Source organism: Chloroherpetonaceae bacterium (genome assembly GCA_025056565.1).
Taxonomy (GTDB): domain Bacteria; phylum Bacteroidota; class Chlorobiia; order Chlorobiales; family Thermochlorobacteraceae; genus Thermochlorobacter.
Window position 1 is genome coordinate 180,621 of sequence record JANWWA010000005.1, and the last position, 13,839, is coordinate 194,459.

General features: G+C 49.1%; 11 protein-coding genes and 1 tRNA gene. 6 read left to right on the top strand and 6 right to left on the bottom strand.

Going from position 1 to position 13,839, the window contains the following annotated elements; all coding sequences use genetic code 11:
• Window positions 1-14: 14 nt before the first annotated feature.
• The 5 genes from NZM05_06030 to NZM05_06050 all read right to left on the bottom strand — a co-directional run bounded on the left by NZM05_06030 (window position 15) and on the right by NZM05_06050 (window position 5,765).
• Window positions 15-1,835: an ABC transporter substrate-binding protein gene (locus NZM05_06030; protein ID MCS7013174.1), complete on the bottom strand. Its 1,821-nt coding sequence runs from the start codon at window positions 1,833-1,835 to the stop codon at window positions 15-17.
• 250 nt (window positions 1,836-2,085) lie between these two features.
• Entirely contained in the window at window positions 2,086-2,295 is a 210-nt protein-coding gene (locus NZM05_06035; protein MCS7013175.1) for a hypothetical protein, read from the bottom strand.
• Between the two features lie 210 nt (window positions 2,296-2,505).
• Window positions 2,506-2,886, bottom strand: a complete 381-nt coding sequence (pscD, locus tag NZM05_06040) for a photosystem P840 reaction center protein PscD (GenBank protein ID MCS7013176.1) — start codon at window positions 2,884-2,886, stop codon at window positions 2,506-2,508.
• A gap of 132 nt (window positions 2,887-3,018) precedes the next feature.
• Entirely contained in the window at window positions 3,019-4,914 is a 1,896-nt protein-coding gene (gene dnaK, locus NZM05_06045) for a molecular chaperone DnaK (GenBank protein ID MCS7013177.1), read from the bottom strand.
• A gap of 425 nt (window positions 4,915-5,339) precedes the next feature.
• Window positions 5,340-5,765: an Hsp20/alpha crystallin family protein gene (locus tag NZM05_06050; protein ID MCS7013178.1), complete on the bottom strand. Its 426-nt coding sequence runs from the start codon at window positions 5,763-5,765 to the stop codon at window positions 5,340-5,342.
• A gap of 368 nt (window positions 5,766-6,133) precedes the next feature.
• Between NZM05_06050 and NZM05_06055 the strand changes: the two genes are divergently transcribed.
• The 3 genes from NZM05_06055 (at window position 6,134) to folE (ending at window position 7,887) form a co-directional block, all read left to right on the top strand.
• Window positions 6,134-6,664, top strand: coding sequence for a hypothetical protein (locus NZM05_06055; GenBank protein ID MCS7013179.1), 531 nt, complete (start codon window positions 6,134-6,136; stop codon window positions 6,662-6,664).
• Between the two features lie 118 nt (window positions 6,665-6,782).
• Entirely contained in the window at window positions 6,783-7,232 is a 450-nt protein-coding gene (locus NZM05_06060; GenBank protein ID MCS7013180.1) for a 6-carboxytetrahydropterin synthase, read from the top strand.
• Window position 7,233: 1 nt separating this feature from the next.
• Window positions 7,234-7,887, top strand: a complete 654-nt coding sequence (folE, locus tag NZM05_06065) for a GTP cyclohydrolase I FolE (protein ID MCS7013181.1) — start codon at window positions 7,234-7,236, stop codon at window positions 7,885-7,887.
• Window positions 7,888-8,051: 164 nt separating this feature from the next.
• On the opposite strand, the gene NZM05_06070 is transcribed toward folE, so the two are convergent.
• Window positions 8,052-8,124, bottom strand: a tRNA-Gly gene (locus NZM05_06070).
• A gap of 260 nt (window positions 8,125-8,384) precedes the next feature.
• Here NZM05_06070 and NZM05_06075 point away from each other — a divergent pair.
• The 3 genes from NZM05_06075 to NZM05_06085 all read left to right on the top strand — a co-directional run.
• Window positions 8,385-8,801 (top strand): cobalamin B12-binding domain-containing protein, encoded by a 417-nt coding sequence (locus tag NZM05_06075; GenBank protein ID MCS7013182.1) that lies wholly within the window; start codon window positions 8,385-8,387, stop codon window positions 8,799-8,801.
• Window positions 8,802-8,834: 33 nt separating this feature from the next.
• Window positions 8,835-11,921 carry a preprotein translocase subunit SecA gene (gene secA / locus NZM05_06080; protein MCS7013183.1) on the top strand — a complete coding sequence of 1,029 codons (3,087 nt, stop codon included), beginning with the start codon at window positions 8,835-8,837 and terminating at the stop codon, window positions 11,919-11,921.
• Window positions 11,922-12,038: 117 nt separating this feature from the next.
• Window positions 12,039-13,839, top strand: a 1,801-nt coding sequence (locus NZM05_06085) for a hypothetical protein (GenBank protein MCS7013184.1), incomplete at its 3' end; no start/stop codon positions are given.

Consider the following 13,839-nt stretch of genomic DNA (forward strand, 5'->3'; position numbering starts at 1 on the left):
GCAGGCGTAGGACATCACGGCACTATTGCAGTGGGCGAACGGTTAAGCCAGACATACTTAAGGTCGCGCCGATCCATTGCATTGAGCGGGTAATCGCAAACTTCTTTGGCTAACACATATTCGTTGCGGTCATATACCAGCAAAAGCAGAGGAGAGTCGGCTAAGGCGAGTTCTTCGGCTTCAGCATAGAGCGCATAACGTGAGGAGTCTGTGAGAGCGGTTAGCGCCATGTCATACAGGCGGTCAAAATCTGGGTTGCGGTAGCGCACGAAATTGGGATAGCTAAGCTGGCTTGTATCAGCAGGCACAAATTGACCATAGAGCAACTGCAAAAAACTTTCAGGCTCTGGGTAGTCCGCAACCCAACCTAAGAGGAAAAATGGGGTCGAGCCAGATTCGCACACTTTCAGATGTTCCTGCCAAGAAAGAGGAGCAAGCGTAAGGTCAAGGTTCAGCGTTTGCTTCAAAGATGTTTTGATAAAGTCTGCAAGTTTCTGATTGCGCGCGTTGGTTGAGTCGTAGTAAAGTGAAAGGGCTGGAAAGCCACTGCCACTTGGGTAACCTGCTTCGGCGAGGAGTTGCTTGGCTAAACTTGGGTTGAACGCGCTGGCTGGCGCAGGGCGCTGGAGTGCATTGCGCTCTGATTTCAGTTTGCGACGCATGGCTTGCAGACGAGATTGATGGTATGAGGCTAAAACAGGAGGCACAAGGCTGCGCGCAGCATAGCTGCTATCTTGCCAGAGCAAGTATGACAGGGCAGCAGTATTGACTGCAAGCGAAAATGCGCGGCGCACCTTTGGATTACTGAAGGGAGGCAAAGCAGTGTTCATACCACAAAATTGAACCGACAAAGAGGGGATAGAGCGATGCACAAAACGTGCTTGATACTTTTCAGCAAGCTGGCTATTTGGCAAGACGGCTGAACGCATTGTGCTGAACTGGCTCATCTCTAAAATATCCCCTGCTTCAAGGCGAGACAATTGTTCTGATTCGCTGCACGAAAAGTATAGCACGATTTCGTCCAGATACGGCAATGCATTGCCGTCTTTGTCTTTCTGCCAGTATCTCGGATTGCGTTTCAGCTTGAGGTAGTTTGGCGCAAACTCGCTGAACATAAAAGGCCCAGTGCCAACTGGGTGCTGTGTGAAGTTGGTGCCATAGTAGGCGACAGCTTCACGGGGAATGATGTAGCAAAAAGGTAGAGCCAGTGTCATTAGAAAGGGAGCAAAAGGTTTGGTGAGGCGAATTCGGAAGCGCCGCTCGCTAAGCACTTCAAAACCACGCACGCCAAGAATTTTAGGCGCGCGCTTTTGTTCAGCGGCCAGACGCTGTTCCTCGTAATACTCTGTTGCCCCTTCTACCTTGTCACGAAAAATCCAAAATCCTTTTGTCTGCGTAAGTGGATTGCAGACGCGCTCAAAAGAGTATTTGACATCGGCTGCCGTAAGTTTACGCCCCATGCCTTGTGGGAAACAACGGTCGTTATGGAAATAAACGCTGTCGCGCAAAGTAAAGGTGTAAATCGTTCCGTCCTCTGAAATTTCCCAACTCTCAGCCAGCTCAGGCACAATGGAGAGCGTGTTAGGGTCTAAGTCCACAAGCAGCTCGCAAATCTGATGCGCCGCGTGCTGCGAGACATTATCAATCAGTTGAACTGGGTCAAGCGTGGTCAGGGGCTGCAATTCTGCATAGCGGTAGGTGCCACCAGCCACCTTCCCGCCAGCCAAAGTGCGATAAGTGGGAGTTGGCACTGAAGTTGAAGTGTCTTTGGGCTGACGGCAAGCAAGCAAGAAGAGAGAACAAATGCACAAGGTAAATTGAGCCAGTGTTTTCATCGGATAACTGCGAGTGGTTTAGCGCAAAGTTAAGCAAAAAACAAGGAGTGCGCATTGAGCAAGGAAGCTATCTACGGGTTTTGCGGTGAGCTCGGCCGCGCATCACTCCAGCGGGGGCTTCAGTGCAGCGTTGCAAAAGTCTTGGGCAGCAAAAAGCTGGAAAGCCATAAACGCTGGCTCAATCTGTGCGCAGAACAAAAAATAGCCCTTACCAAAGCTTGGTAAGGGCAAACGAAGCGTCAAGAGCAAGTCATGCTGCTTGCTTCTTACTGCCACCTGTCAGCGAATCCACCGTGCGGTTGATGGCTTTGCTGAACGAATCTGCAATTGACATAGCTGTTTTGTTGCCAGCTTCAAAGGTGCTTTCAACGACCTTCCAGACATTGCTGGCGCCCATATCTGCGGCTCTACCAATGCTAACTAAAACTTGCGTGATAACGCCGCCACGGACTTCGTCCATCTTTTTCCTCCTACGGTTTTAGTGTTTGATGTAAGGTATCTACAGTGGTACAGCTAAGCGCTCAAAACAGCATTTTCAAGTTATCAATTCCAAAGCGGCAGTTTCTCCGTAGCGGCAAAAAGAAGGAGGGTAGGGATACTGCAGAGGCGCACAAAAAGAAAAAGCTCCCTTCCGAGCAAAGAAGGAAGGGAGAATGTGTAGGCAGCGCCGTTACTTGAAAAACTCGTCTAATGTGTAGACTTTGCCGTTCGCCTCGACGCAAAGCTCATTGTTGTTGGGATTGACAAATACCTTCAGCTCGCGAACTGTCCACTGAACCCCGCGCCCGTCAAAGTCCATATTGTAGCGCTCTTCGTTAAGCTTGACGGTTTCATCGAGCTTGATGGCAATATCTTCATTGCTGGAAAGCACAACAAGCTGAGCCGTGCCGTCAGCAATCTTGCGCTTAAACTCTGGCGTGGCGCTAATGCGTCCGTAACCGGCTGCCGATGAAATAACGAGCTTTAGGCGCCCTTTCTCATCGCGCTTGGCAGAGTGAATGAAGTATTTGTCAACCTTATGAACGGGATTACCCGATTTGTTAAGTGGCATAGCAGAAATGGTTTAATGTGGAACTAAGAACCGACTAACGCCTTGCTGACACACTCAAAATTACTGCGACGGCGAAAAAGTTGGATAATGAACAAAAAAAGGCTGTCCGTTGGGACAGCCTTTTTGGACGATTTACTTATCGTCGACAATCTCAAAGTCTGCGTTCTTGACCTCGCCATCTTTGGCCGTCTGAGCACTACCGTTGCCGGGGTTGTTCATACTGCTTGCCGCTGAGCCTTGATAGAGTCGCGTAGAGACGTCTTGCCAAACGCGCGTCAGATTCTCCATTTCACTCTTGATGCGGCTAATGGTGCCAGACTTTTGCGCATCTTTCAGCGCCTCCAAGGCTGCGTTGAGACGGCTGAGGTCTTGCGCTGGAATCTTGTCGCCCAAATCTTTGATTTGTCGCTCTGTCGAGAAGATAAGCGCATCGGCTGCGTTCTTCGTGTCGGCTTCTTCTTTGCGACGACGGTCTTCTTCGGCGTGAATGCGTGCATCTTCACGCATCTTTTGAATCTCCGCCTCAGAGAGTTTTCCGCTAGCCTCAATGCGAATCTTCTGCTCACGACCTGTGGCACGGTCCTTTGCAGAGACATTCAAAATGCCGTTGGCGTCAATGTCAAAAGTAACCTCAATTTGTGGCACACCACGCGGAGCAGGCGGAATACCATCTAAAATGAACCGACCTAAGGTCTTGTTGTCGACGGCCATCGGACGCTCGCCTTGAAGCACGTGGATTTCAACTGAAGTCTGATTGTCGGAAGCCGTCGAGAAAATCTCAGACTTGCGAGTTGGAATCGTGGTGTTAGCTTCGATGAGCTTGGTCATGACACCGCCGAGCGTTTCAATGCCGAGCGAAAGTGGAGTAACGTCCAAAAGCAGCACATCGGTAATGTCGCCTTTGAGCACGCCACCTTGAATGGCTGCGCCGACTGCAACCACTTCGTCAGGGTTGACGCTCTTGTTGGGCTCTTTCTTGAAGAACTCGCGCACCATATCTTGCACCTTCGGAATGCGAGTCGAGCCACCCACCAAGACAACTTCGTCAATGTCTTCCACGCTGAGCTTGGCATTTTTCATTGCACGGCGGCACGGCTCAATCATTCTCTCAAAGAGGTCGGCGCACAGTGCCTCGAACTTGGCGCGTGTAATCGTCATAACAAGATGCTTCGGACCATCTTGCGTGGCGGTAATGAACGGCAGATTGACTTCTGTCTCAGTGCGAGAGGACAGTTCAATCTTTGCCTTTTCGGCGGCTTCTTTCAAGCGTTGCAGTGCCATCGGGTCTTTGCGCAAATCAATGCCCTCTTGCTTCTTGAACTCATCCGCCATATAGTCAATGAGGCGTTGGTCGAAGTCATCGCCGCCAAGATGCGTATCACCGTCGGTCGAGCGCACTTCGAAGACACCATCACCCAGTTCAAGAATAGAGATATCGAAAGTGCCGCCGCCCAAGTCAAAGACCGCAACTTTTTCGTTCTTCTTTTTCTTGTCTAAGCCGTAAGCCAGTGCTGCAGCAGTCGGCTCATTCAGGATACGCTTGACCTCTAAGCCAGCAATCTTGCCTGCGTCCTTCGTGGCTTGACGCTGTGCGTCATTGAAATAGGCGGGCACGGTAATTACGGCCTCCGTAACCTTTTCGCCAAGGTAATCTTCAGCTGTCTGCTTCATTTTTTGCAGAATCATTGCTGAAATTTCCTGTGGCGAATAAACCTTGCCTGCAATGCGCACCCGCGCCTGACCGTTTTCATTGACGACCTCGTAGGGCACCATCTTGATTTCTTCGGTGACCTCCGAGTAACTGCGTCCCATAAAGCGCTTGATAGAGTAAATGGTATTTTTCGCATTCGTAATTGCCTGACGCTTGGCAGGATGCCCAACCAGACGCTCCCCTGTCTTTGTAAAAGCGACCATTGAGGGTGTGGTGCGATATCCTTCTGAGTTGGGAATCACAACTGGCTCATTGCCTTGCATCACCGCAACGCACGAGTTGGTCGTGCCTAAGTCAATTCCAATGATTTTCCCCATAAAAGCTCCTTCAAGGATTTTTAGGTTACCGAAAAACAACGGCTCGAATGAAAGCACTCAAAAGAGACTTAACTTGCATTCAAGCCTCTCTGCGTTGCTTTATAGCAAAAACTGTTCCGATTTGCGGAAAGAGAGGTAGCCAAAGCACCGTGAAAGAATGGCAGAGGCAAGCAAGTCGAAAATAAAAAGTGCCTTCGCAGAAAATGAACGAAACTGCGAAAGCACCATTGAAAAAGGAGAATAACTATGAACTAAACGCATAAATGCATTTGAAGGCAAAAAGGTTCCAAAAAAGCCGAAAAAAAGTCGATTTTGACGATTTTTGAAAGTAAGTTCAGGATTTTAAGAGCTTAAAAATTTTAGAAGCAACAAAAGAAGCCCGACTTGCGGGCTTCTTTGAGGCGACCAGAGTATATGTGGAGAAGTTACTTAATTGCAATTTCCCGTGCCTTTACAACAGGCTCAACCTTTGGAAGCGTGAGCTTCAGCACGCCATCAGCAAAGTGAGCTTCAATAGCTTCGGCATTGACATTTTCACCCAGCGTAAAGCTGCGGGTGAGCGAGCCAAAGACCCTTTCTGTGCGATAGTAGTTCTTCTTGCTTTCTGTGCTTTCAGCCTTGCGTTCTGCACGAATGGTCAGAATATTGTCCTCAACGGTAACTTTCAGGTCGTCCTTCTTGACACCTGGCAGGTCTGCCTCAATGTAGACCGCCTTGTCGTCCTCAGAGATGTCAACTCGGAATGAAGACATATCGAACATCGACGGGAGCGACGGCATTGTGCTCTTAAAGACCTCGTCAAACATGCGGTCAATTGCGGCAAATGGATTTCGTTCAAATTTCACTAACATACTTCAAACCCTCCTTCCAAGTTTAAGGTTATTATTTTTGTTACTACACTTAGATAGCCGCTCACTGACTCTTTTTGAGAGGCTATCCACCCTACCTAAGAATCAAGCTCTGTGCCAACTTGCAGTATCGCGCAAAGCAAGGAAAATAGGCAGATGAAGTAAAGAGCAGTCTGACAGAAGATACAGAAGATTGTCAGGCAACAGTATGAAAAAATGTCAGGGAGAGGGACAGAAGCAAGAGGAGTGATGTCGGGCTGTGCAAGCAATAAAGTCTGCAAAGGGCGTTCTAGCCTATCTTTCTCAATGTAAGAAAAGAAGAAAGCGAAACGTCCAAAGCCGACTGTCGGTTAGAGGAGCATAGAGTTAAAATGATGAAACAGATTCGCCTGAGTTTCCTAAATTGGCTTCTGAAGCGAGCAAGGCCGAACTCCAAGTTGCAGCAAATTGCGAAAGGGCTTGTAGGGTTGGAGCTTCTGGGCGTGCGCTGGTATAGCCCCATCTGGCAACTGAAAAGTGTAAGTGTCTATGTGCAGCGATGGATGATGGCAGTGCGCCGTGAATGGCGTGGCTATCAAAAGCCGATGGCACATCCTAACCCTGAAGCAATCATCTGCGCTGAGTTTAGCTGTCGCCATAGCATTGACGGTAAGTGCGCAATGACGCAATTTGCAGAGCCGTGCCTTGAACAATGCTTTGGAATGAAACGCACAGAGCAGGGAACATTTGTGCCACTCTTTACCGATTATGAGGGCAATCCAGCATGGCTGGAAATTTCCTGCCGAGATTGCAAAAAATACCTAACTGAATGCAAAGGCACCGTGCCGAATGCGATTAATCCTGTGAAGGAGAATAGCCGCACAAAGCCTGATTGGATGCCTCTTACTGTGAAGCCGTCGTGATGAACAGGGTTTTAGCCTCACTAATTTTGAAACATTGAAACATAAGTCAGCAATGAGCAACGAAACGGCTGAATACAAAAATCCTGCGTTGTGGTCAGTTAGCTCAGAGCCACGTGAAATCAATGCCATGTTAAGGCAACCGCGTAAAGTGTATGTAACGCGCAAGGTGCATTTCAACGCAGCCCACCGACTCTTTAACCCAACCTTCTCAGATGAAAAGAACTGTGAGATTTATGACATCTGCAACAACTTCTACGGGCACGGACACAACTACGAGCTGGAAGTAACACTCACAGGCATCGTCGATAAGGACACAGGATACCTGTTTGATTTGAAAGTGCTCAAAAAAATTCTGGAAGAGGAAATTATCTCCAAAGTTGACCACAAGCACCTAAACTTTGACGTGGAGATGTTCCGCGACACAGTGCCAACTGCCGAAGTCATTGCCGTTGTGTTCTGGGAAAAAATCAAAGCAGCACTGGAGGCACTGAATGTGAAAAACGTGGAGCTGTATGAAGTAAAAGTCTATGAATCTGAACGCAACATTGTCTCTTATCGAGGAGAGTAAAATGAGCGGAAAAAGCCAAAACGAAAAGCAGTTTATTGCCAGCCTGCGAGACGACGACGAATACACAATCAGTGGGGTCGTTGCAGAGGACACGCTGGCGCGACTGGCTGCAAATATCAAGGAAAACCTGATGCTCTTAGGTGAAGACCCTGAGCGGGAGGGGTTGCTAAAGACCCCCGAGCGCGTGGCAAAAGCCTTGCTGTATCTTACCAGCGGCTATCATGCAAACCCAAGAGAAATTTTGCTCAGTGCCGTCTTCCACGAAAAGTATGATGAAATGGTGCTGGTCAAGGATATAGAGGTTTTTTCAATGTGCGAGCATCACATGCTGCCCTTTTTCGGCAAAGCCCATGTGGCATATATCCCCAATGGAAAGATTGTTGGGCTGTCGAAAATTCCGCGCGTGGTAGATGTCTATGCACGCCGCTTGCAGGTGCAGGAGCGCATGACACAGGAAATCCGTGATGTGATTGAAGAAGTCTTAGAGCCAAGAGGCGTGGCAGTTGTAATTGAAGCCAAACATCTTTGTATGGTGATGCGCGGCGTAGAGAAACAAAATTCCACCACCACTACATCTGCGATGTCAGGCGAGTTTCTCAAAAACTCTGCTACGCGGTCTGAGTTTATGCGACTAATTAAGTCGTTCAATAGCTAAGAGAATGCATCACGGCAGGCGTAGCTGTTGAAAGTGCGCGACACTGCAGAGCAAAGGGGCTATCAGTTAAGCTGCTCTCTCTACTCTCTGAATGGGCATTGCAGACTTGGGCAAGGCAAGAGACAGAATAGCCTCGCACGAAAGGCGAGGCTAGCGCAACGCTGAGCGAGAGACGAGATTCGAACTCGCGACCCTCACCTTGGCAAGGTGATGCTCTACCAGCTGAGCTACTCTCGCACTGTTGTAGTGAAGTTGGGCTGCAAATATGCAAAGATTTTTTTTTCTATGCAAGTGCTGGCATCGCTTGCTTAGGCGTGTCATTAGCCCTATCCCACGCTGAGTAGGAGACACTTCGTATCGCAGAATGAGGGGCGAAGTTCGGCCTGCGCTGCAATTTGTCTGCACGGAGCTAGTAAGCCTTGACCGTTGGCATAGCGCAATGATTTCCTTATCTTGAATGCTTGTTAAGCAACGCAACAAATCGAGAAATAAAGAGAATGAATAGACCCATTCGTGTCTTAATTGCCAAAGCGGGCTTGGATGGGCACGACCGTGGTGCGAAAGTGATTGCAGCGGCTTTGCGTGATGCAGGAATGGAAGTGATTTACACAGGGTTGCGTCAGACACCTGAGATGATTGTGCAAGCCGCCTTGCAAGAAGATGTCGATGTAATCGGTATTAGCATTCTGAGCGGGGCGCATATGACGATTTTTCCGCGTGTGTTGAAACTGATGCGTGAAAAAGGTTTAGATGATGTGTTGCTGACTGGCGGTGGTATCATTCCTGAACAGGATGTGGTGAAACTGCAAGAAATGGGTACGGGGAAGCTCTTTTTGCCCGGTGCACCAACCAGCGAAATTGTTGCCTACATCAAAGAATGGGTGATGACACACCGAGCAAAAGAAGCACTTTAATGAGGAATTCTTCGCAACTAACCAACCGAGATTATGCTCAAACTTCTGGAGAAAATTTTTGGCTCCAAGCATGAGAAAGATGTCAAACGCTTGATGCCAATTGTTGAGGAAATCAATGCGCATTATGAATCGTTCAAGAATCTCTCCGATGATGAACTACGCGCCAAAACGCAGGAGCTGAAAGCGCGCATTCGCGAACATGTGCGAGAAATCGAAGAAGAGCTGGCATCAGAGCAAGCAAAGCTCAATGACTTGGACTTAACCTTCGAAGAAGTTCAAGCAACTAAAGACCGCATTGAGGAATTAGAAAAAGAGCTGCATGAGGCGACCGAAGAAATTCTGAGCGAAATTCTCCCTGAAGCCTTTGCGATTGTCAAAGACACCTGTCGCCGTTTGGTTGGAAAAGAGTGGATGGCAGGTGGCTCAATGATTAAGTGGGATATGATTCCCTACGATGTGCAGCTTATTGGTGGCATTGTGCTGCACGAAGGCAAAATTGCAGAAATGGCAACGGGCGAGGGAAAGACACTGGTCGCCACGCTGCCTGCTTTTCTCAATGCGCTGACAGGCAAAGGCGTCCATATCGTAACCGTCAATGACTACCTTGCTAAGCGTGACCGAGAGTGGATGGGGCCAATCTACGAGTTTCATGGCTTAACAGTCGGTGTCATTCTCTCCGAGATGGACTCCGCAGAACGACGTAAGCAGTATGCGGCGGACATCACCTACGGCACCAACAACGAGTTCGGCTTCGACTACCTACGCGACAATATGGCGACGGACAAAGAAGAGATTGTGCAACGCGGCTTTAACTATGCTATCGTCGATGAAGTTGACTCCGTCCTAATTGATGAAGCACGCACACCCTTGATTATCTCAGGGCCTGTGCCGCAATCTGATGCCAGTAAGTTCTTGGAGTTAAAGCCTAAGGTCGAGCGTTTGGTAAGAGCGCAGCAAAACTTGGTCGCCAAAATTCTAAGTGAGGTCGAAAAGCTACTCGAGCAGAAGGAAAAACTGGATAAGGACTGGGAATTCAAAGCAGGTCTGGGACTTTTGCGCGCCAAACGCGGTCAGCCGAAAAATAAAAAGTTCATCAAGCTCATCGGTGAGGGGGCAAATGCCCGCCTGATGCAGATGGTCGAAAATGAGTATCTGCGTGATAATGCTCGGCGGATGCACGAGGTCGATGATGAACTTTACTTTTCGATCGATGAGCGCTTTCATCAAATTGACCTAACAGATAAAGGACGAGCGCTAATTACGGACGCTAATCAGGACCCGGACTTTTTCGTGTTGCCCGATGTGGGAACAGAAATCGCCAAGATTCAAAACGACCCGACGCTGTCGGAGGCGCAGAAACAAGAGAAAAAAGATGAGCTGTATAGAATCTTTGCAGAAAAGTCCGAGCGCATTCACAACGTCTCGCAACTGCTGCGTGCTTACTCGCTCTATGAACGCGACGATGAGTATGTAGTGCAAGATGGAAAGGTCTTGATTGTCGATGAATTTACAGGTCGTATTCTGGTTGGGCGACGCTACAGCGATGGTTTGCACCAAGCGATTGAAGCCAAAGAGGGCGTCAAGATCGAGGGCGAGACGCAAACAATGGCAACCATTACGCTGCAAAACTATTTCCGACTGTACAAGAAACTTGCAGGAATGACCGGCACGGCTGAGACGGAGGCACAGGAGTTTTATGAAATCTACAAGCTGGATGTAGTGGTCATTCCGACACACAAGAAAGTGATTCGTGAGGATCGAGAAGATTTGGTCTTCAAGACAAAGCGTGAAAAATACAATGCTGTAATTCAGACCATTGAAGAACTGCGCACAAAAGGACAGCCGGTTTTGGTCGGCACAACCAGCGTAGAAGTCTCTGAGACGATTTCGCGAATGCTAAAGATGCGCAAGATTCCGCACAATGTGCTCAATGCTAAGCAGCACCAGCGTGAGGCGGAGATTATTGCGCAAGCAGGACAAAAAGGCGCAGTAACGATTGCAACCAACATGGCTGGGCGTGGCACCGATATCAAATTAGGACCGGGCGTGAAGGAACTGGGTGGTCTCTTCATTCTCGGCACAGAGCGACATGAAGCACGCCGCATTGATAGGCAGCTGCGCGGACGGGCAGGCAGGCAAGGCGATCCGGGTGTCTCGCAGTTTTATGTTTCGCTGGAAGATGACCTAATGCGCCTCTTTGGCTCCGAGCGCGTAGCCGCTTTGATGGATAAGTTGGGACACAAAGAGGGTGAAGTGATTCAACACCCGATGGTAACCAAAGCGATTGAGCGCGCACAGCGCCGAGTCGAGGAGCAAAACTTCGGGATTCGCAAGCGGCTCTTAGAGTATGACAATGTAATGAACCAGCAGCGCGAGATTATCTACGCGCGACGCCGCAATGCACTCTTCAAGGAACGGCTTCGCCTTGAAATCTTTGACTTGCTCAATGATTACGCTGAGAGACTAGCGGAGAAATACCTTGCCGACTACAATGCTGAAGGTCTCTGCGAACAAGTGCTGCGGGAGCTGGGTGTGCCAATTGAGCTTACGCGTGAAAAATATGCTGCACTGGGCAAAGACGGCGTGCAGGATTTGATTTATCAGACGGCTACAGCGTTCTACAAGCGCAAGGAAGAGCACTTAGGCAGCGAAATGATGGGACGCATTGAGCGCTTTGCCGTGCTGAGCGTGATTGACGAAAAGTGGCGTGAGCATTTGCGCGATATTGATGATCTGAAGGAAGGTATCAACCTGCGCGCATATGGTCAGAAAGATCCGCTACTCGAGTATAAGAAGGAAGCCTTCGAACTCTTTGTGCAGCTCTTAGAAGAAATTGCGGCGCAAACCTTGTCAGTAGCATTTAAGCTCTATCCAGTTGAACAAGCTGCTGTGCCGATGCAAGTGCGTCGTGTGCAACGCAATCGCCTGCGAGCCATACACGCCGAAGCAGCAAGTGTATATAGCACAGCAACTACGCAGGGTGGGTATGAGACCGATGTGGCAGAAGCCGAAGAACCACCGAAACGACAGCCTATTCGTGTCGAGAAAGTGCCAGGACGCAACGACCCTTGCCCCTGCGGTAGCGGTAAGAAATACAAAAATTGCCACGGCAAAGCGTAAAAGACTGCACAGGGGCAAAGTAAGACCTTGATGGACACCGCAAAAGACTCTATTTTTGCAGCAAAACTTTAAGCCACCTCGTCACTCTTTCGAGCATTAACGAAACTCGAGCCTTTAATGACCCATAGTTGCCGCTTCAGCCCGCTAAGCGCAATTCTTCTGATAGGTGGGCTTTCTGTGGTAGCCCAAACAAAGTTGCTCTTCAGCCAGCCAATCCTGCCGAGTAGTGAAAGTGCATCGATTGCATCTATCACAGCGCCATCCAGTAACATTGTCCAGCTGGTAATGCAGTTTGGGGTGCCCTCGCTAAAAGAAGAATCGCTGGCAAGCGGTGAAACCGAGATGGTGGTTACATCGCCTACGACTGACCACCTAGTAATGAATTTGCTCTACAAGTTGCCGTCGTATGAGTATGCTTTGCAGGCACATGTAGAATCGGTGCGCATTGTTGCAGAAGAAGGTGTGGGTGTGCTGCAAAATGTGGTGCTGAAATTTCACATAGAGGCGCTGAATGATGCGCCGATTGGGCTTCCAGCGGAGCAATTGCCTCAGGCGAAGTCAGTGAAAACTACATCTGATAAAGAGCCTTTTCCGAAAGAAAGAGTGCGGTGGTTTTATGGTGGAACAATGCGTGGCACGCCACTGACAAGCTTGACTGTGTCGCCCTACACCTATTTTCCTGCGACGAAAACCTTGCGATATGTGCAGAAACTGACACTTGAACTTAGGCTCAATACAGCGGAAGGCACAGCGCAAGAGTTCAGAGTTGATCTCAATGAAGCAGAGCTTTTGAGGCAAGTGCCGCGCAAACGCAGCGCGTATAAGCCATCGCAGCTAAGCATTGCTGGGCAGGCATTGTCCTTCTCAGAGGCAATGGGGGTGCAACAAAATGTCTACGGCAGACTACCCGTTGTGCCAAAGTATCGCTTCATTGTAAGGAAGCAAGGTATCTACCGCTTAGGCTTTTTTGAATTTCAAGATGCGGGATTCCCAACTGATTTCTTTACTGCAGACCCGCGTACCTTTCGCTTGTTCAACAAAGGCAAAGAGGTGCCAATTCTCGTCAAGGGCGAGCAAGATGGTCGCTTCAATCGTGATGACTATGTGGAGTTTATTGGCGAGCCGCATCGCTTGGCATTCTCAGACCCAGCTCGCCCTGAAATGTATAATGACCCCTACACCGATGAAAATGTCTATTACTTTTACTGGGAGCCAGCACTAACGCCGCAGAATCGTGGATTGCGGTTGGTGGAGATTCCAGCAGAGCCACGTGGCACAACGGGAGTGATTAATCTCCGAAATCAATCGTTTCGCACGACACTGCACTTTGAAGAGAATCGAGCAATTGACCGTATGAATGTGGTTTATGACACCTTCAACACAGCCGGTTACCGACGCACGCGCAACCACAGCGATATGAGTGACAAATTCTTTTGGGCGCTGGTGTTCTCTGACCGTGGGGCAAGTGTGTCACTGGAAGTACCTGCTCCACAAGCAAATAACTTTACCGACTCCATCATTATTCGTGCAGCCTTTCACGGGCGTAACCCTGCTGGTGAGCGAGAGCCCGCATACCTTGCCAATCTATTTTTTAGCATCGGAGGAGATCTCTTCCCTGTAATGCGTGCTGAGTGGGGCAGTCGTGCAGAAGGACTATTCCGTCCCACTATTATTCGCAGTGCATTATCTCCTGGATTTCATCGGTTTCTGGGCAATGTCTCGGCACTGCGCATTATCAGTGGACTGACGAACGTGGCGGTTACTGTGCCGTATTTCTACCTCAACTGGATAGAAATCACCTATCGCAGGCTTTACCGCGCAGTAGAGGACGAAATTGTGTTTACTACACCACCTGATGCAAGGCCAGGTCGCTACCAATTTGTCATCTCTGGTTTTACCACGCCTGATATTGATATCT